At 48.6% G+C, this 18,185-nt stretch carries 19 protein-coding genes; 6 read left to right on the top strand and 13 right to left on the bottom strand.

Annotation, left to right across the window (positions count from 1 at the left end; translation table 11 throughout):
- Positions 1-43: 43 nt before the first annotated feature.
- The 4 genes from BFG58_RS24005 to BFG58_RS19530 all read right to left on the bottom strand — a co-directional run bounded on the left by BFG58_RS24005 (position 44) and on the right by BFG58_RS19530 (position 2,647).
- The gene (locus tag BFG58_RS24005) at positions 44-778 is read right to left on the bottom strand and encodes an HNH endonuclease (protein ID WP_139125332.1); all 735 of its coding nucleotides are present in this window, start codon (positions 776-778) and stop codon (positions 44-46) included.
- Between the two features lie 5 nt (positions 779-783).
- Positions 784-1,932, bottom strand: a complete 1,149-nt coding sequence (locus BFG58_RS19540) for an AAA family ATPase (protein WP_069720398.1) — start codon at positions 1,930-1,932, stop codon at positions 784-786.
- A 61-nt stretch (positions 1,933-1,993) separates the two neighbouring features.
- Complete coding sequence (locus tag BFG58_RS19535) at positions 1,994-2,254, bottom strand: helix-turn-helix domain-containing protein (protein WP_045346123.1); 261 nt, start codon at positions 2,252-2,254, stop codon at positions 1,994-1,996.
- A 114-nt stretch (positions 2,255-2,368) separates the two neighbouring features.
- Positions 2,369-2,647, bottom strand: a complete 279-nt coding sequence (locus tag BFG58_RS19530; protein ID WP_069720397.1) for a helix-turn-helix transcriptional regulator — start codon at positions 2,645-2,647, stop codon at positions 2,369-2,371.
- A gap of 129 nt (positions 2,648-2,776) precedes the next feature.
- On the opposite strand from BFG58_RS19530, the gene BFG58_RS19525 reads away from it, so the two are divergent.
- From BFG58_RS19525 to BFG58_RS19505, 5 genes are all read left to right on the top strand, one after another.
- On the top strand, positions 2,777-3,052 hold the full coding sequence (locus tag BFG58_RS19525; protein ID WP_069720396.1) for a helix-turn-helix transcriptional regulator: 276 nt from the start codon (positions 2,777-2,779) through the stop codon (positions 3,050-3,052).
- A 112-nt stretch (positions 3,053-3,164) separates the two neighbouring features.
- Positions 3,165-3,686 (top strand): PTS glucitol/sorbitol transporter subunit IIC, encoded by a 522-nt coding sequence (locus tag BFG58_RS19520; RefSeq protein WP_069720395.1) that lies wholly within the window; start codon positions 3,165-3,167, stop codon positions 3,684-3,686.
- Positions 3,683-4,057 (top strand): PTS glucitol/sorbitol transporter subunit IIA, encoded by a 375-nt coding sequence (locus BFG58_RS19515; RefSeq protein ID WP_083261539.1) that lies wholly within the window; start codon positions 3,683-3,685, stop codon positions 4,055-4,057. The genes BFG58_RS19520 and BFG58_RS19515 overlap by 4 nt, the downstream gene beginning before the upstream one ends.
- The gene (locus tag BFG58_RS19510) at positions 4,054-5,034 is read left to right on the top strand and encodes a PTS glucitol/sorbitol transporter subunit IIB (protein ID WP_069720394.1); all 981 of its coding nucleotides are present in this window, start codon (positions 4,054-4,056) and stop codon (positions 5,032-5,034) included. Before BFG58_RS19515 ends, BFG58_RS19510 begins: the two co-directional genes overlap by 4 nt.
- A gap of 10 nt (positions 5,035-5,044) precedes the next feature.
- Entirely contained in the window at positions 5,045-6,058 is a 1,014-nt protein-coding gene (locus BFG58_RS19505) for a Gfo/Idh/MocA family protein (protein ID WP_069720393.1), read from the top strand.
- Between the two features lie 195 nt (positions 6,059-6,253).
- Here the strand turns inward: BFG58_RS19505 and BFG58_RS19500 are convergent, their stop codons facing one another.
- The 8 genes from BFG58_RS19500 to ptsG all read right to left on the bottom strand — a co-directional run bounded on the left by BFG58_RS19500 (position 6,254) and on the right by ptsG (position 15,237).
- Positions 6,254-7,474, bottom strand: a complete 1,221-nt coding sequence (locus BFG58_RS19500) for a hypothetical protein (RefSeq protein WP_069720392.1) — start codon at positions 7,472-7,474, stop codon at positions 6,254-6,256.
- Between the two features lie 400 nt (positions 7,475-7,874).
- On the bottom strand, positions 7,875-8,627 hold the full coding sequence (locus BFG58_RS23560) for an HNH endonuclease (protein ID WP_080330237.1): 753 nt from the start codon (positions 8,625-8,627) through the stop codon (positions 7,875-7,877).
- Positions 8,628-9,347: 720 nt separating this feature from the next.
- On the bottom strand, positions 9,348-10,214 hold the full coding sequence (locus BFG58_RS24370; RefSeq protein ID WP_069720391.1) for a hypothetical protein: 867 nt from the start codon (positions 10,212-10,214) through the stop codon (positions 9,348-9,350).
- A gap of 308 nt (positions 10,215-10,522) precedes the next feature.
- Positions 10,523-11,323: a hypothetical protein gene (locus tag BFG58_RS19490; protein WP_069720390.1), complete on the bottom strand. Its 801-nt coding sequence runs from the start codon at positions 11,321-11,323 to the stop codon at positions 10,523-10,525.
- Between the two features lie 179 nt (positions 11,324-11,502).
- Positions 11,503-12,138 (bottom strand): 3-hexulose-6-phosphate synthase, encoded by a 636-nt coding sequence (hxlA, locus tag BFG58_RS19485; protein WP_069720389.1) that lies wholly within the window; start codon positions 12,136-12,138, stop codon positions 11,503-11,505.
- A 23-nt stretch (positions 12,139-12,161) separates the two neighbouring features.
- Positions 12,162-12,725, bottom strand: a complete 564-nt coding sequence (hxlB, locus tag BFG58_RS19480) for a 6-phospho-3-hexuloisomerase (RefSeq protein WP_069720416.1) — start codon at positions 12,723-12,725, stop codon at positions 12,162-12,164.
- On the bottom strand, positions 12,725-13,567 hold the full coding sequence (locus BFG58_RS19475; RefSeq protein WP_069720388.1) for a glucose-6-phosphate isomerase family protein: 843 nt from the start codon (positions 13,565-13,567) through the stop codon (positions 12,725-12,727). The genes hxlB and BFG58_RS19475 overlap by 1 nt, the downstream gene beginning before the upstream one ends.
- 128 nt (positions 13,568-13,695) lie before the next feature.
- Positions 13,696-15,237 (bottom strand): glucose-specific PTS transporter subunit IIBC, encoded by a 1,542-nt coding sequence (ptsG, locus tag BFG58_RS19470; protein WP_069720387.1) that lies wholly within the window; start codon positions 15,235-15,237, stop codon positions 13,696-13,698.
- Between the two features lie 222 nt (positions 15,238-15,459).
- Between ptsG and BFG58_RS19465 the strand changes: the two genes are divergently transcribed.
- A complete protein-coding gene (locus tag BFG58_RS19465; RefSeq protein WP_069720386.1) occupies positions 15,460-17,139 on the top strand; it encodes an SgrR family transcriptional regulator in 1,680 nt (559 codons plus the stop codon).
- Positions 17,140-17,472: 333 nt separating this feature from the next.
- On the opposite strand, the gene BFG58_RS19460 is transcribed toward BFG58_RS19465, so the two are convergent.
- Complete coding sequence (locus BFG58_RS19460; RefSeq protein WP_069720385.1) at positions 17,473-18,009, bottom strand: dihydrofolate reductase family protein; 537 nt, start codon at positions 18,007-18,009, stop codon at positions 17,473-17,475.
- Positions 18,010-18,185 lie beyond the last annotated feature (176 nt).

Raw genomic sequence — 18,185 nt, 5'->3', positions numbered from 1 at the left:
CTCACATAATGTAAGAGCATTAATGTTATAAAAATGAGGTATTTTATCTTTCTATTAAATTAGTTTTCAATTCATTCAGTAGTGACATTAATCTTTCTTCGTTTTCATCTTTAGGTTCTTCAATTAAAATCCTATCAATATCACCAATTAATACGTCAATAGATTGATTGATACTTCTTAATGTCGTCGAGTATTCTAAATTTTTAAGCTTTAACAAATCATAAGTATTACTTCCTAAATGATCTATTTTAGAAAAATTCAAAGATAGGATCACTTCATTACCATGTATATTCATTTCCAAATGATTTTTATAATGAAAGCCAACTGAATTTGGGTTTATTATATCACTAAACCTGTTAGGTTTATCCACTCCTGAAGCTTTCCTATAATTACAATCTACACATGCAAGGGTGAAGTTTTCAAGCAGAAAAGTAGCATTACGATGATGTTGCTTACATTTTATATGTTCAATATGCCAACTCCAGCCATAATTCCCCATAGGCCTTTTGCAATAAGAACATCTATTTAAACATATTTTTGCAAGGTATTTAGTCAGTTTTACTTTGGCACTTGCAAGAGAATCTTTTTCTATTTTACTAAAAGTGATATCATGTTTATTTCCTAAATCGTCAGATATTTTTCGTGATAATTCTGGCCGAGAAAAGCAACTCCATATATCTGATGTTTTATGAGTGGGATTATTAGTAACATAATCAACTAATCTTTTAATCACGCCTCTCTCATTAGAGTTCAATCCAAGAAGGTTAGTTGTATTCATATCCTTTACTCCCCCTTAATTAAGTTAACGCTAAGTTTTGATATAAGGTTGATTGCCTCATCTATAAGGGTAATTTTATTTTGTATCCCTTTGACGTTCTTTTTTAAACTTTCCAATTTAGAAATAGAATCATCTACACTTTCAGTTTCATTTTTGAAACTTGTGATAATCCTTGCTATTTCTTCATCTATAGCTATTGATCGATATGTTGCAGTATTAAAAAAATCCAAGACAATGTTTTCAAAATTAGCATTTGAACTCTGTTGAACATTTAAATATTCATGATTTCTCCCTTGCCCGCCTAATATAATTATAGTACTTACATTTTTATCCTTATAAGCTTCTGATACAAGTATAGGTGAATGGGAGGCGATGAAAATCGAAACGCCTTTGTAGGAGGATATCAATCCATTAAGAAAAGCATGAAAATCTATTTGCCAATGCAAATGAAGACTAATCTCAGGTTCATCAATAACAATAACACATTTATTATCTATATTAGACAAAACCTTTGATGACAGAAGAATTCTATTCTGTTCACCAGAACTCAAATCTTCAAATAGGAACTTACCATTATCTTTTTTCACCTTTAGCTTAATGCTATTAGGATTTAAGGGTAGAAATTTCTCTAAAGTTACAATTTGCTCTTCATTAAGTTCTTTAAAATTAATTTCATGCCCAATCATATCTAGGAATATGGTTATTTCTCGTTCAGAGAGTATATCTGATATATGCTTATTCTTTGTTTTCCTTTTATCATAATATGATCCTATATCATTTATTTTCTTTCCACTTTCGAACACGATGGAAAATTTCATGTTTAAGTTTTTTTCCAGCTTGTTTAGCGTATTTTTATTAATGCAATGTAACAGAAAGCCACATAATGTTCGCTCAACAACACTAAAAAAAATCGCATTATTTACTGTACGCAATCCTAAGTATATAGCCTTATCATTTTCAAGTTTAAACTTATCATATAGCGTATTAGAAATACATAATACTTTATTTACCGTTTTATCTTGACTGGCTTTATTTGCAATTTCATTTAGAAGCATGCTTTTACCAGTTCCGTTATTCCCTATAATATAAAAAATCTTTTTTCCATCATTTTTAGTTGTGGTAGAAATTTCTTGCATCAGTTCGTTAATTAGCATTTATAGTTCCATTGTAAAAAAAAATTGCATGTGCAATATAACATCATAGGTTCTTTTTTAATTATTCCTTTTGTGTATATAGCATATATAATTGTAATATTTTTTCTGCAAAGCCATCATCAACAGTATAAAAATAACACTCCGGTACATCAAGCACTCGCGCAAACTCACACACCAACTCAAATGTCGGCTTATGCGTACCATTCTCATAATGCGACAACCGCGAGTAAGCCGTAGCCTCTTCTATACCTGCAAGTACACCAAGCTTTTCCTGGGTCAGCTTTGCTCGCAAACGAGCTTCCTTCAGTCTTTTGGGGATCATACCGTGCACCTTATAGGGATTTCACGGTAATCTTTAGCATTGCTCAAGTTCTTTTATCTTTAGACTTCATAAAGATAGAAACCATAACATTAAAGGAAGTACTAACACGACCAATTAACTTATTATGCACCTTTTCCACTGCACCCGCTTTCCCCCATATAGCTTCAGCATTGCATCTGCAAAGCTGTCATCCAGCGTGTAGAAGTAACCTTCAGGCAAATTGAGAACTTCAGCAAATCGACAAACCAGTTCGAATTTAGGTTTATGCCTCCCATTTTCGTAATGGGACATTCGCGAATAACCCGTTTCTTCTGAAATGCCTGCTGCAATAGCCAATTCCTCTTGCGACATATCGGCTAACTCTCTCGCAATCCTAAGACGCTTCGGAACCATAACCCTGTCCTATTAGTGGTTATATTGACAGCATCTTTAGCATTCCTTAAGATGAGTTATCTTTAAACTTCCTAAATAATAGGTAAGGGATTGTCTTGACTGGTTTTAGACCTGAGAGAGGTAAACGGAATGACTAAAAAAGACTGGCACCCCGCCGACATCGTCGCCGCTTTACACAAGCGCGGTACCAGTCTGGCGAAACTGTCGCGGGAAGCAGGCCTGGCCTCGTCGACGCTGGCGAATGCCCTGAACCGCCCGTGGCCGAAAGGTGAGTGGCTGATTGCCATCGCGCTGGACGTGCATCCATCAGAGATCTGGCCCGCTCGTTACCTCAATGCCAGTAACAAACGTGAACCCCGAAAACCGCTTCACCCGATGACAACAACCGACAACTCCGGGACATAACGACCCGCGCTTTGAGTGGCAGGACGCATTAACCAACGATACCTGACAGGAGAGTTGTTTATGCACACCGAACCACAACCATGCACCATCGCACTGAGTACAGGAGGCCGCCATGTTTCTGGTCTCCCTGGCTGAAGGTTTTATCCACCTGTTCCAGGCCGCAGGCAAAATCTTCCTCGACATGATGACCGGGCTAATCCCGATGCTCATCTGTCTGCTGCTGGCCATCAACTTCCTGATGAAGCTGGTCGGCACCGTCAGAATGGAGAAAGTCGCCGCCCTGCTGGGCCGCTCGCGCATCCTCACCTACGGCGTGCTGCCCGTACTCGGCTGGTTCTTTATGAGCAGCCCCGGCGCACTGACGCTTGGCAAGCTCCTTCCCGAAAAGAGCAAGCCCGGCTATGAGGATGCCCTCGGCACCACCGCCCATCCTCTCACCAGCCTGTTCCCCCATGTGGTGCCGTCGGAGCTGTTCGTCTGGCTCGGCGTCGCCGCCGGGGTTAAGGCGCTCGGTCTGCCCGTCACCTCGCTGGCGCTGCGCTATATTGCCGCCGCCATGCTGATTGGTTTAATCCGCGGGATTATCACCGAGTACCTGTTCCTGCGGCTCAGCAGGCGGGGGAACGAACCATGATGACCTACTGCGCGCGTATCGCCGCCATCGGCCTGTTTGTCGCCGACGGCCTCACCGACAAAATACTCATCACCTTCGACAGCAACGGGCCGAAGGACTGTCTGGACTACTCCCTGTCACTGGAACCGAACATACGGGAAGAAAATCTGTTCATTCTGCCGGGCGATACCCTGTTACTGGCCGGATACAGCTACCTCATTACGGCTGTGGGCAGAGAAGCACAGCAGTCGCTGTTTGAACTCGGCCATCTGACGATAAAATTTGACGGCAGCCTGAATGCCTTCCATCCCGGCGTGGTCCATCTCTCCGGCCCGGTGCCTTTACTTTCCGCCCTGCACGGCGAACTGATGATTGCGGAGGGACGCCCATGAACACGGTGCTTATTCCTCCCGGTCCCGGTGGCTACGGTAAAGGGCTGTGGCTGCCCATAGGGAGCGGCAAAAAGGTGCTCTCACTGACCGGACGCGAGATTCATCCCATCGCCATTGAAATCGGTGCACTGACCGAATCGGAAATCGTCAACGGCTTCTCAGACATTCCGCCGGATAACGACATCCTGTGCGTGGTGATTAACTGCGCCGGGTCCCTGCGCTGCGGCCTGTACCCGCAGAAAGGCATCCCGACCGTCAACGTGCTGCCCACCTGGCGCTCCGGACCGCTGGCGCAGTTTATTACCGAGGATAACTACGTTTCCGGCGTGACGATGGAGCAGCTGGTACTGGTGGATACTGCCGAAGCCCCGGACGGTGAACCGGAATCCGTGCCTGTCGCTACACCACGGGTTATCACCACGCCACCGCCTCCACATGGCGCGGAGAAACTGGTGCGCATGGTCGAGCAGACCGGCACTACCGTCGGACACGTTATCGCCCTGCTGTTCGGCGCCAGCCGTGAAGCGGTGGACGTGTCGCTGCGCAACGTTATCCCGTTTATGGCCTTTGTCTCACTGCTGATAGCCCTGGTGCAGGAAACTGCGCTCGGCAGCCTGATTGCCCACGCCCTGACGCCGCTGGCGAACTCGCTGTGGGGACTGGTGCTGCTGTCGCTCATCTGCGGCATTCCGTTTCTCTCCCCGGTGCTCGGGCCGGGGGCAGCCATCTCGCAGGTCATCGGCGTAATGATTGGCACCCAGATTGGCGCAGGGGCGATATCTCCGGCCTTCGCCCTGCCCGCGCTGTTCGCCATCAACGTGCAGGTGGGCTGCGACTTCGTACCGGTTGGTCTTTCGATGCAGGAGGCAAAGCCGGAGACCATCGCGAAAGGTGTCCCCGCCTTTCTGCTCTCACGTCAGTTAACCGGGCCGCTGGCGGTAATAGTCGGCTGGTTGTTTTCCCTGGGCTTATTCTGAGGACTCAACGATGAACAAAATCAGAGCCGCCGTGGTCGGCGCGGGTATCTACGGCAAACACCATATGAACGCATACCGCCATAATCTGGACACGGTGCTGGTCGCCATCTGCGACACCGACGCAGAACGCTGCGACGACCTTGCCATGGCGTACGGCGTAATCGGCTATACCCGGCTGGAAACGCTGCTGGAAGAGGAAGCTATCGATGTGGTCTCCGTAGCAACACCGGACCCGTACCACACCGAATCCATCCTCACCGCCCTGCGCCACGGTAAGCATGTGCTGGCCGAAAAGCCGCTCGCCACCTCAGTACGCGAGTGTGAGCTTATCGTGGAGATGGCGCAGCAGCGGGACCTGCTGGTCGGCGTCGATTTCCACAAACGCTGGGACCCGGCGGTGATGCGCATTAAGGCTGAACTGGAGAAGCCGGAAGCCGGGCGCATACTGCGGGGGCATATCAGTATGGACGACGTGATTAGTGTCCCGACGGAGTGGCTGAACTGGGCGGGCGCAAGCTCCCCGGTGTGGTTTCTCGGCTCACACTGCTTTGACCTGGTGCGCCATCTTTCCGGGCAGGAGGTGGTATCGGTGTACGCCGTCGGACAGAAGCGGCTGATGGTCGAATGCGGCCTCGACACCTTCGACAGCGTGCAGAGCTTGCTGACAATGGCCGACGGCAGTTCGTGGGTGGTGGAAAACTCATGGGTGCTGCCGGAGGGCTTTCCGAAGGACAACGACGGACGTATCGATATTCTCTGCGAGGCAACGTATATCCGCAGCACTTCACAGCATCGCGGGCTGGAAATCACTACGCCGGGCATGACGCTCACGCCCAACAGCTATTTCATCAACTACCGCAACGGCGTCGCCAGCGGTTTTGGTATCAACCCGATCAATGACTTTGTGCGGGCGGTCAGGAACCGGTCTCCGTACCCGGTGACGGCAGAGGACGGGCTGGCGGTAAGCCGGATTTGCGAAGCGGTGCATCGCAGTCTGGAGAGCGGTAAACCTGAATGCCCATAATGCCATAACTTTAAGGGCGGTACCTTTCTGCTACGTCAGATTGGTAAAGCCCTTAACCCAGCAAACCAGTCAAAGCACAGGAATGATTAGAAAGCATGGTCAGCTTTGAGCGAAGAGCTGACATAGATACTTATATACGCTAGCCATTGGAAGCATACTAACGAGAGATGAGCTATATCTTTATGTGTATTTCTACTATGATGGTAAACCGAGAGTTAAGAAATGATTTTTTATAACTTTCGTCTCTTTACGACGAGATTCATTTTTCACCAAGTCTAAAACTGCTTCAACACTTGGTTGCATTCCCCCGGAAAGCATACCGCCGAATAATGTCATAAAGAAAGTTGTTTTCAAATCTCCAGTTACTATTCCTGATAACGCACCTGAAACAGCGCCAATGCTTATATTTTTACCAGTGTTAATCAATGATGAATTAGAGAATGCCTTACTTAATCGATTATTTACTCTCATTTCTAAATTAGAAAACTCACTCCTCACCTCAGATAAAAACTCATTATCCAGATCAGTGTAGTCAGAAGAATGGTTGTATAGTTCCCTAAATGTGGAGTTTAAGAAACCTCTCCATTCCGAAAATAGCTCTTCTTGCTTTCTCATGTAACAAATATCTTTAATCGAAATGTTGTTCATATTCAATAAAGAAATGCTACCGATAACATTAGTTCCAAAAGGTGTTATAATCTCATTGCGAGTAAATTTTTCTTGCTGAATCTTCATTATTTCTTTAAGGACACTAACATGCTCGAAACTTGGGTAAAATGAATCTATATTATTATGAAACTGTTTTTTCCTAAATTGTTCTCTTAAAACAAATGCAGCAAGTTGGGGGATTGTGTCATTTTTATCGATTATTCTTTTACTTAACTCTTTTAACAAGCTATCTTCTGGATAAGGTACTTCATTATCCGAGTATTGGGGTTCAGAAACTGGGAAAACAATGCCAGACCTTATTAAATCGGAAATATCACTGTACTCCAGAAGCAACGAATTTATCGCTGGCAGCCTCGCTAATGCATGCTGATTGTTAGAACTACCGGGTCTAAAATAGTCTAAAAGATAAACCAAAGGGTCTTCTATCACTAAACCGTGACAATATAGTAAATACTTTTTTAGTTCTCCTGTGAACGCACCTTGGAACTGAGAGACATCATGTATACGACTAACATAGTTGAAACCCAAATCGTATATTGTGTCAAGTCTTGGCGATATAGAAGGCCTCAAATCAGTTTCTTTTTTAATTGGTAGCTTATATTGATTATTAAAATCATTAAGAGCCATGCCAAGATTTTCTAATTCTTTACTTCCCACAGGTCTTTTAAGTAGCTCTTTTTTTAACAGTGGTCTACCGATAGTATTTTCAATTACGTCTATAAAATTAGTTGAAAGTTTAGTGTCCATCATCCTTCCCCGTATAGCTATAAAGCATTTATCGTTAATTCTTCATCATTTAGCAATTATCAGAATAGTGCAATACGTCAAACAACGTCTTTAGACAAAAAATGCGTGAACAGCCTCACACACATTACTTGTTATGAAGTTTGATACGTCCGCTCCTGGCATGGAACGGACAAGCTAACTTAGCCAAAGGTCCGCTGTGGGTGAGGAGCGGACATTAACACCTCGCGCATGCGCATCTATGTAGTGTAGCGAAGCCGCAACGAAAATTTCTCAGCAGGACGACGTTGTCATTTAACATGTCTGAAAAAGTCATGATGGCTCCTTGTGTAAATTGACGCTTGTAGTTGCTGCAGGTACGGAGCACAGCGTAGTACTTATCCGACAACCTGCACTTGTTAGGCTACCAATATGGATACGTATAATGAGGGTTTGCAAGTACTTGAGCCCCTTTAGATGTGTTACACGATTCACATGTGAGTTGAAAATTTGTCGGATCGTTGGTTCCTGATGCATTTAACGGAACCATATGATCTATGTGTCTAGACTCTGTTGGCACTAAAATATTAGTGAGATCACAACCACAGAGTTGGCACCTTCCTTTGTCACGATGAAATACTGCGTTTTTTAACCATACGGGGAAGTATGATCTCTTGATAACTCCCAGGCTAGCAATGCATTGATGCTCATTGGGCTGTAGCCGAGCAATAAATGGCTGAATAAACAGACTAAATTCATATAAAAATGTTCTATCTGCAAATAGCAATTGGAAGGCTGCTTCAGTAATTGTTTCGGTGGCAGTCTCCATGATTTCTCTCAATTCAGGTATATGATCGCTAACATCTTGTTCCGTAAACCATGTTGGGCGTGGAATGTTTGCCCCATCAAGTAATGCTCCATAGTCAGATATGATGATTTCCGCATCAACCTTTCCGAGGTAGTGCTGTATTCCGAATCCATTTACGCTGGAAATAAAGGTATGAAGCAATGTGTATTTTTTTGGCTTCTCAATTTGCTCAAAAAAATTCAGGGTTCGAAACTCAAAGAAATCAGCAATTATGTCACCTGTTCCAATTCCTGATGGGTTCCGCACAGCAGAAACAACAGTATCAGCAAAAGAATAGGCAGCTGAGTAATTAATTTGTTTTATATTCAATAGCTACTACTCCGTGAATGATGCCTTATTGAGCCGACACGTTTTATCTGGCTCTACCAGATTAACATCCGACGTTAATTTATTGAAATTCAAAAAACCACTGTTAACTCCTGTCCAAAGCATGCTGGCACATTATTACTTTTGTTTGGCCTATAATTTTAAGTCAGTCCACCCTAAGCTTCTAAACTAGAATATTTTTTCTTTTTTAGCAACAGATAAATGCTCCTGTTAATTTGCTCAAAGTGTACCTATTTTATGGTGAAAGCAAATAACACTGTATATTTGCCCAGACGTACAACCAATGTCCGCTTTTGGCACTAAGCAGTCGGTCATTCTGGTCTACTATAGTACGTAACATCAGGGCATGTTCCTGCAAACGGTCGTAGAAAGTGCGGACTCAGCCGTTACCTGGCCGAGGCCGGTCTCGGTTAGTTCTTCTGGCTGCTCGAGTACAAATGCGCCTAGCGCGAGATGAAGCTATTAAAAGTGGGCAGGTGAGTAAACGCTGCTGTTCTTGCGGTGAATTCAATGCTGAGTTGACATTGGCCATGCGAACATGGGCATACACCCCAGCTGCGGCTCCGGGTTTCACTGATAGCCTTGGGCATATCCGGGAATCCTTGTCGGGTATGTAGGTTGAGTAAAACCACCGGCGTGGTTGCGTTCTTTGTCGTCATAGCAACAACGTTGGGAAATTGAAGCGTTGTTGAATTTGACTTATTAGATGGCCTTGCTTCGATATTCAATTTCTAATATCGCCTTTGTCATTGCCGCAATAGCTATAGCATCTGCCATAGTCAATTCAGGCTTGTCTAGGCTTCCATGTCCAGCAGTAGGTAATTTGTTACGCAAATCATAAATATCTTTAATCGCAACAATAAGGTTATTAGATAGGTTTGACTTTTTCTTGAACTGTTCAAAAAAACCACCCAATGATTGATTTGATACATTTGGGTTTTGAGAAATATCTTTCGCCATTGTTTCTAAAATATTAGAGGCGGCGTGCAACGCTCCTGCCGGGTCATTGGAATCTAAACAATTATTCATTCTACTTATTTGCTGAACAATATTGGGGTGCAATCTTTTTAAGTAATCATTCCCCAAAGTTTCATTGAACTGTTTAACATGACTAAAGACATCGCAATCCAAATAAAACCTAGGAGTAACGGTCATCCATGAATACTTCCAGTCATTTTTTATATTATCTTTTTTCGCAATACGCACACCTGTATCCTGATCTATTTCATCGACATATTTACACATGTAATCAGCATAATAGTAAAAATACTTATATGATATTTCAGGGCAAAAATTACTGATCGATGAAACACCTCCGTTTTTATTTGAACAAACTGAGGGTAATTCTTCATCACATAAAGATGAAAATTTGGTTCTTTCCCAATACTCACTCAACTCCTCTTCTTTTGTATCCGTTATGCCCGCTATCATTTTGCTACGTTTAAGCAGAACTACACTGTCATGGTATCGAGGGCAGCTATGCGAATTCGCGTATGGGCATACAGTTGCTGCATTTCGATTATGACTCTCGTTATCCCACCAATTTTTATCAGGAATAATTCTTTGCATAATTTGACTGTTATCTCGCGATTAAATGAATTTTGAACTCTATACATAGCTTATCAGCTCTACCATACCTGCCGCCACTGTACGTATCCCTGCAAAAAGAACCATCAACTTTTAGAGAGTCTCTGGCCCTCCAACTTCCACTGTTGGCACTCTGCCGACATTTGAAATTTACCCTCTCTCGTACACCTGAACCTGGCTTTAGCATGGATTGCAGTCGCTAAATAGCGATATCCACCTCGGGATTTGGCTATTGCCTGCCTCTCCGATGATACTTTTACTCCGGCCGTGTAAGCGACCGGAGCATAAATTTAACCCCTGTCAGAATACTCTTTCAACATGGTAAGAACCGCCCATCGTGCCGCATCATCTGCGATATTTTCAGGCAAAGCATCAGCCCGCAGATTGATATAAGCGTCAACAGCCATTCTGATGGCAACACCGGCGGAGTCACGATCGTGCGTTGCCAACGTGGAAGTCAGCAGACCATCAGGATCAATGCCGTAGAATTCAATGCGGCGAACCCCACGTTGCGGTAGATTTGCGCGACGGTACAGCATTGGTCCCAGCACCTGCTCCCGGAAGAATGCCAGCATACCAATCGCCTCAAAGAGTTCGCCCCTTCCCAGTTTAACCACTGCGTAATGAAGCCAGATCCAGGCTCGGGACTCAAACCACTCCGGCGTCATGTTGGGCCAGTGAGCACTAAATTTTGCCAGTTGTCGCTTCAGAGCAGTGTTATCACGGGTAAATAACACCGCTGGCTCCTCAACGCGTTGAGTGAGCATGTCCAGGGTGACAAATTTCAGATCGACATGGAGGAGTTCAGGGCCATACAGGCATATAAGCAGGCGAGGCTCTCCCACATGTTCCCCGGTGAAAGCATGCAGCAGATGGCCTAATGTTCCGGCAAGTTCCCTACGCTGCGTCATAATTTCGTCATAGTAGAGAGGATCTACGACAACGACAAAAACCAGATCGGAGTATTTATCAAATCCGCCATGAATCATCGAGCCGCCAGCAAGAAGGGAATGAATTCGCGAATCTGACTGAAATTTAAGTTTGAGTTGCTCTGCAAAACTTCTGTGTAAATCGGGTAACGTACTCAGCATACTTTTTCCTGTTCACAAAAAATACAAAGCATTTCAGAATATCGAGTAGTTTATATTCAGCCAGATATTTTTTGCAGGAACAGTTATGCCCTTAGAAAATTTACTCACTTAACCGCATGTCCACTATTGGTCGACATCTGGCACACAGTCGCGCCAGATGCCGTTCTGTTCGTCTAATCTCAGTGATGCTGCAACAACACCTGTGAAATCTGCCTCGCTTCACCTGCCGGATCCGCCGAATGCGTGATCGCCGCCCCCACAATCACCACATCCGGGCCTAACAACGCATAGTCCTTCACCGTCTGGCTGCTGATGCCGCCTGCCACGGCAATCTGGGCTTTCCGGCGCGCCTTAAGCATCGTTATCAAATCATCAATCGGCTTGCGCCCTGCTGCCTGCTGGTCGGTGCCGGTATGTACCGCCAGCATATCCGCCCCCGCCTCTTCCAGCAGGCGAACCCGCGCGGGCAGTTCGTCGACGCAGATCATATCCACCACCACCTGCTTTCCGGCCTCTTTTGCCGCGAGGATGCAGGACTTGATTGTCAGCACATCGGTCACGCCTAATACCGTGACATAGTCTGCCCCGGCGTCGAAAAGCAGCTGCGACTCAAAATGGCCGCCATCCATAATTTTCGCATCCGCCAGCACTTCCTTATGCGGGTATTTCTCTTTAATGGCTTTAATTGCATTCACGCCTTCCCGAATAAGAAAAGGTGTACCCACTTCAATAATATCAACGTCGTCAACCACCTTATCAATAAATGCCAGCGCTTCAGGCAGGGTTAACTCGTCCAGGGCAAGCTGTAATTTCATGTTGGTTTCCTTGTGTCGAATGACTATTCGAGGTTGGCGTGCAGCGCAAAGCCTTTGGTTAAGTGATATCCCGTCGACTGCGCCAGACTCACAATCATGGCATCGCCCAGCACCATGACGGCCTCTTCAAACAGGCTGCCGCCGGGCAGAATACCTTTCACGTTATCGGGTCCATCCGGCAGTTTGTCGGTATAGGCCGGGATCCTGACCACCACCTCCGCCAGATTCCCCAGCGTGGACTCGGGGAAAATGGTCAGCAGGGCCACTGTGCCACCCAGTTGCTTCGCTTTCGTAGCCACATTCACCAGCGAAGCCGTTTCGCCCGATGCGCTAGCCAGCAGCAGCAGGTCGCCTTTTTGCAGCGCAGGCGTCACCACATCGCCGACAACATGCACCTTCAGGCCGATATGCATCAGGCGCATCGCAAAAGCTTTTAGCATCAACAGCGAACGGCCTGCGCCAAAAACAAATATCGCGTTCGCGTCAGCAATGGCCTGCTCCAGACACGCCAGCGCAGCGCCATCAATCCGCGACATCGCCTGATTCAGGTCGCTACAGGCAACGCCTGCAACAGATTGCGTTTCCATCATGCGTCCTCCTGACAGAGCGGGAATAAATCATCCTGATACTCGAGCATCCCCATGATTTCCCGGACATAGTTATCGACATGCCCCAGAAAGTGAAAACGTTCCGGCGCGGCGCGGTAGCGCTGGTAAAGCGGCGTATCGAAGGTGATGCCAAGATGCGGATTCTCTTTGACGGTGGCGAATTTGATGTGCGGAATATGCGGATAGTAGTGATTTTTGCGCACGCACAGTTGCCCGTTCTCTTCCACGATGTAGCAGGCCATACCGTGGTAAAACTGCACCGTGTCGTAGTGAACCGCACAGGGTTTATACGCCAGGTTGCTGAACACCAGCGGCCCGACGCCGATATTGATGGAGCAATGGCCGTAATTCGGCGGCACGATAATGCTCTGCCCCTCCTTCACGACGGCCACGATAAGATCGTCCACCAGCAGATCTTTTGGCGCGACGGCAAAATCCGGCGACTTTTGCAGGATATACGCCGCTGTCCCCTTAATCACTTCGTACACTTCCGGATGGGTGTTGCGCCGCGTGTCGTTATAGCCGTGATAGTGACCGCTGGTTTTCTTGCGCTCATGGCCAATCGTCCCCGGCATGATGATGGTGATGTCGTACTGGTACTGGTCAGCGGCAAGCCGTTCCTGATCCTCCGCAAAGCTGAGCCCGCGGTAAACATCGTAAGCCGGTTCATCACGCTGCACTTCGGTGAATTCCGGTAAAACCACCGCCATCTGCCCGGCGCTTTTGCGGCCAAAACCGAGATAGTTTAGCGGGGGTTTCAGCGCCATCACGCCGTCGTCATCGAGATACAGCGGCAGGCCGCTGTGGTGTAGCTGTTTCATTTTGCCTCCTGTATACACGTCATACTTCAAGTTGTTGCTGCGTTGGCTGCGCGCCTTCATCCCGGTCACATAGTTATCTATGCTCCCGGGAACTCACGCGCTTGCCGCCTTGCTACAACTCGAATTATTTAGTGTATGGGTTCACAATGTCCGGAAACCGGATGCGCTTTAATCGCGCGGATCGCCTCTTTCAGCCGATCGGATTTCATGCCAAATACGCTCTGGATGTTGTTCCCGACCTCGACGACGCCCGCCGCGCCAAGCTGTTTCAGCAGCGCCTTGTCCACCAGCGTCTTATCCGTCACGTCAATGCGCAGACGTGACATGCACGCTTCGATGCTGGTCATATTCCCCAGCCCGCCATAGGCCAGAATGATGCCGCTCACCAGGTCGTTGTGTTCGCTTTCCTGCACCACAGTGCTTTCTTCGACTTCACGCCCCGGCGTCAGCAAATTCCAGCGACGAATAGCAAAGGTAAACAGGGCGTAGTACAGCGCGCCCATCACCAGCCCGACCGGGAACACCATGTACCAGTGAGGCGCGCGCGGCAGGACGCCAAAGAACAGATAGTCGATAAGCCCGCCGGAGAAAGAGAGCCCGATATGCACGCTGAACCACTCCATCAGCAGGAACACCAGCCCCGCCAGGACGGCGTGAATGCCATACAGCACGGGCGCAACAAACAGGAAGGAGAACTCAATCGGCTCGGTGATACCGCAGACAATGGAGGTGATCGCGCCAGAGAGCATAATGCCCTTCACCCGCGCTCTGTTTTCCGGGCTGGCGCAGCGGTAGATCGCCAGCGCAATCGCCGGAATACAGAACATCTTGATGGGCGTCAGCCCGGCCATAAAGGTTCCGGCGGTAATCGGCACCTGATCTTTCAACTGGGCAAAGAAGATAAGCTGGTCGCCATGCACCACCTGCCCGGCTTTGTTCACGTACTCGCCAAACTGCAGCCAGAACGTCGGCCACCAGACATGGTTAAGACCAAACGGGATCAGCAGTCGCTCGACAAAACCGAACAGGAAGGCGGACACGCCCGGCCCCTGCACCGTCATGGTATTCGACAGGCCATTAATCAGATGCTGAACCGGCGGCCAGACCACCGCCATCACCAGCCCGACAAACAGCGCGGCGAAGGAGGTCACTATCGGCACAAATCGCTTGCCTGAGAAGAACTCCAGCCACGAAGGAAGCTGGATGCGGTAATAGCGTTTATACAGCCAGGCGGCAATAATCCCGATAATGATGCCGCCAAACACGCCGGTCTGCAGCGAAGGGATGCCCAGCACCATCGTGTAGTCACGCACCTGCGCCACCGACTCGGGCGTGATCCCCAGAAACTGGCCGATGGTGACGTTCATAATCAGAAACCCGGCGATCGCCGACAGCCCGGCAATCCCCTGATCGTCACTGAGTCCTACCGCCACGCCGACCGCAAACAGCAGCGGCAGGTTAGCGAAAATCGCACTGCCCGCTTCCGCCATCAGCTTCAGCACGTGAACCAGCCAGTCAGCGCCGAGAAACGGCAGGCTGGCGACAATATTGGGATCCTGAAAGCTGACGCCGAAGGCCAGCAAAATACCGGCGGCAGGCAGCATGGCAATGGGGATCATTAACGATCGCCCGATGCTTTGTAACATTTGCAGAAGGTTGAATCTTTTCATCTCGATCTCCTGAGCGCGTCTTTATGACAGGGATTCGCACAACAGCAGGTTCTGCTCCGAACACCTTCAGTATCCGAACCGGAGATGATTAAAAAAACAGCAACCGACGACGAAAGTTATTTCCGGTTTTCGCTTAAAACCGGAAAATTTATGAGGGCAATCACGCCGGAAACCGTCAGAAAGGGATAAAAGAGGAAATCGCGTTCGGCGGGAGGCCATCATATGAGTATCTTCGAGGCGCATTTTCGCAGGCTGTACGCCCGCTACGGCGCAGGCCAGACGCACGAATTACAGATGCAGGAGATCGCCGCCATCTTCGGCTGTTCAGTGCGTAATTGCCGGAATGCGCTGAAAAAGATGCATCAGGAAAAATGGCTCGACTGGCAGCCCCAGCGCGGGCGCGGCAAGCGCTCACGGCTCCACCTGTTAACCTCACCGGAAAAGCTGTTCAGCCAGAACGTCAATAAGCTGCTGGAGAAGCAGGATTACGGCAACGTGCTGCGCTTTATCGGTAACGACAAGTATCTGCTGGATCGCCTGAGCCTGTGGCGCTTTGGGGTACAGGATAAAAGCAGCGAAACGCGGGTGCGCATCCCCTACTACCGCAATCTGGATCCGCTTAACCCGCTCGTTCCCCTGCGGCGAACCGAACGCCACCTCCTGCGCCAGTGCCTGAGCGGGTTGACGCGCTATGACGCCGTTCAGGGCAAGATCGTCCCCGATATCGCCCACTACTGGACCCACAGCGAGGACTTTACCCGCTGGGAGTTCTGGCTGAAATCCACCGCCCGCTTTGCCGATGGCGGCGAGCTGGATGCCAGTGCTGTTGAGCGCTGCCTGCTCGCCGCCAGCCAGAGCCCGCAATTCGCCCCGCTTTTCAGCCCAATCAAAACCATCACCGCTGACGCCCCCTGGCATCTGGTGATTGAAACGCATCACCCGGTCAGACGGCTCGACTGTCTGCTCGCCACCCAGCCGACGATGCTGTTTGATTACCAGCGCGGACACATCCGCTGTACCGGCGCTTTCCACCTGCAGGAGCACAGCGACAACTTTATGGTCCTGCGGCGCAATCAACACTGGCACCAGGCGCGGCCCGGACTGGATGAAATCACCATTTTCACCTGGGCGCCAGAACATATCAGCATGAGCTTTATTCCCCTGCTGCGGGGCGAGGAGGCGCAGGATGACCGCCCACTCAACGAGCGCAGTCTGGAGCAGGGCTGCTGCTTTGTGCTGCTCGACAATGACGGGGCCTTTGCGGATGAAGCCGGAAGACGGTTTATCAATTACCTGCTGCAACCTGTCGAACTCCTCAGCCAGACGCAGCTTCCCGACGAATATGCGCGCATCCTTTCGGTTGCTCAGGGCATGCTGCCGCAGTGGAACCACCGCCCGGTGGATTTCGGCGGGATCACCGCGCCGTTTAACCTGCGTCAGCCGGTTATCATCAGCACCTTTCAGCAGCCGGAACTGGTGGAACTTGCCGGGGCGATTCGCATCTTGCTTGAGCGCTGGCATATTCGCGCCGAAATACGGATCGACCCATTTGACCACTTCAACAGCCAGCCGCGCCCTCCTGCGGATATCTGGCTCAGCAACTTTATGCTCGATACCCTTTCGGTTCCGGCGTTTCTGGAATGGCTGGCTTCCACCACGCTGTTTACGCGCTTGCCTGAAGCCCAGCGACGAAACCTGAACGCGCTGCTGCCGACGATTCTTAACAGCAACGATGAACAGGCATTCGCAACCATTGCCGCCTTTTTCCATGAGATTACCCACCAGCGATATGTCATTCCTTTGCTGCATCACTGGATGGAATTTGCGACCGAGAAGTCATTTACCTGGCGGGATTTAAATACGCTAGGATGGCCGGATTTTAGCCAACTTTGGCTCGAATAATGCACGCCCGCAAAAGCTCGCTAAAGGGCCTTTAAAGGCCTTTAAGGGTAAGGGAGGGAAGTGCGGGATTTGGGTTCGGAGAACGTTTGGTCATCTGCATTGGCTACGTCCTCACGACGGAGACTGTTCAAAGGCCTCTGTACTGACGCCCCAAGAAAACTTTACCTCCAGCTCCGATTGCTGAACAGGTCAATGTCATCGAAGATATCTGCACGATCCAGATCCTGGGTTTTGTAGGCCCGTTTTCTGATGACTGCTTTTTCAGTGAACTGAAGCAAGGTCGTGGGGCATGCTCTCGCTGTAGCGGAGGTCACCACTGTGCTTAGATTCAGCTTATGACGTCAGTCGATAGTGCGATTGCACCAGACCTGAAGGGAAGCTGCGGCTGGATAATAGCGTCAGATCGATATCATGGGGCAGTACTCCGAACAGCGGTTTTCCCGAACCGAGCAGGACAGGAACGGTAGTGATAACGATATCGGCGACCAGACCCTCGCGCAGGAACGACTGTATTAACTGCCCACCATCGATATAGACCCTGTGCACGTTTTTCTCCATCAGGTCAGCAAGAGCCTCCCCTGGCGTGCGGCATGAAAACTGCACTTTGCCCTTCAGCGCCTCTGGCACGGGAATATCGGTTAGCTGTCGGGAAAGCACCAGCACAGGTTGATCATAAGGCCATTCGTCAAAAGTCAGCACTTTCTCATAGCTGCCTCGCCCCATAATGATCCAATCTTTGTCCGCGATGAATGCGGCATAGCCATGATCTTCTGTCGGGTCATCGCGCTTCAACAGCCAGTCGATATCGCCATCCTGTCGAGCGATATAACCATCAAGACTGACCGCGATGAAAACATGTGTGGTAATCATCAAGTGCTCCGTATTCAGGTTGCATATATCTCGTTGAGTTTAGCAATGTAAACGATATTGATATGCTCCGATAAAGCCACATCATAATGTTCTCAACGTCCGTTCTAGGCACGAAGCAAGCAAGTTATCTAAGCTGAAGGTCCGCTGTGAGCGAGAAGCAGACATTGTGTTCATGT

It is taken from the genome of Enterobacter sp. ku-bf2 (genome assembly GCF_001742765.1).
Classification (GTDB): Bacteria; Pseudomonadota; Gammaproteobacteria; order Enterobacterales; family Enterobacteriaceae; genus Enterobacter; species Enterobacter quasiroggenkampii.
Note: the sequence above shows the minus strand (reverse complement) of the source record. Positions and strands in the feature narration are given on the sequence as shown.

Bases quoted from the DNA above. Each gene is read 5' to 3' on its own strand.
- BFG58_RS24005 (WP_139125332.1), bottom strand. From the start codon at position 778: ATGAATACAACTAACCTTCTTGGATTGAACTCTAATGAGAGAGGCGTG.
- BFG58_RS19540 (WP_069720398.1), bottom strand. From the start codon at position 1,932: ATGCTAATTAACGAACTGATGCAAGAAATTTCTACCACAACTAAAAAT.
- BFG58_RS19535 (WP_045346123.1), bottom strand. From the start codon at position 2,254: ATGATCCCCAAAAGACTGAAGGAAGCTCGTTTGCGAGCAAAGCTGACC.
- BFG58_RS19530 (WP_069720397.1), bottom strand. From the start codon at position 2,647: ATGGTTCCGAAGCGTCTTAGGATTGCGAGAGAGTTAGCCGATATGTCG.
- BFG58_RS19525 (WP_069720396.1), top strand. From the start codon at position 2,777: ATGACTAAAAAAGACTGGCACCCCGCCGACATCGTCGCCGCTTTACAC.
- BFG58_RS19520 (WP_069720395.1), top strand. From the start codon at position 3,165: ATGTTTCTGGTCTCCCTGGCTGAAGGTTTTATCCACCTGTTCCAGGCC.
- BFG58_RS19515 (WP_083261539.1), top strand. From the start codon at position 3,683: ATGATGACCTACTGCGCGCGTATCGCCGCCATCGGCCTGTTTGTCGCC.
- BFG58_RS19510 (WP_069720394.1), top strand. From the start codon at position 4,054: ATGAACACGGTGCTTATTCCTCCCGGTCCCGGTGGCTACGGTAAAGGG.
- BFG58_RS19505 (WP_069720393.1), top strand. From the start codon at position 5,045: ATGAACAAAATCAGAGCCGCCGTGGTCGGCGCGGGTATCTACGGCAAA.
- BFG58_RS19500 (WP_069720392.1), bottom strand. From the start codon at position 7,474: ATGGACACTAAACTTTCAACTAATTTTATAGACGTAATTGAAAATACT.
- BFG58_RS24370 (WP_069720391.1), bottom strand. From the start codon at position 10,214: ATGCAAAGAATTATTCCTGATAAAAATTGGTGGGATAACGAGAGTCAT.
- BFG58_RS19490 (WP_069720390.1), bottom strand. From the start codon at position 11,323: ATGCTGAGTACGTTACCCGATTTACACAGAAGTTTTGCAGAGCAACTC.
- hxlA (WP_069720389.1), bottom strand. From the start codon at position 12,138: ATGAAATTACAGCTTGCCCTGGACGAGTTAACCCTGCCTGAAGCGCTG.
- hxlB (WP_069720416.1), bottom strand. From the start codon at position 12,725: ATGGAAACGCAATCTGTTGCAGGCGTTGCCTGTAGCGACCTGAATCAG.
- BFG58_RS19475 (WP_069720388.1), bottom strand. From the start codon at position 13,567: ATGAAACAGCTACACCACAGCGGCCTGCCGCTGTATCTCGATGACGAC.
- ptsG (WP_069720387.1), bottom strand. From the start codon at position 15,237: ATGAAAAGATTCAACCTTCTGCAAATGTTACAAAGCATCGGGCGATCG.
- BFG58_RS19465 (WP_069720386.1), top strand. From the start codon at position 15,460: ATGAGTATCTTCGAGGCGCATTTTCGCAGGCTGTACGCCCGCTACGGC.
- BFG58_RS19460 (WP_069720385.1), bottom strand. From the start codon at position 18,009: ATGATTACCACACATGTTTTCATCGCGGTCAGTCTTGATGGTTATATC.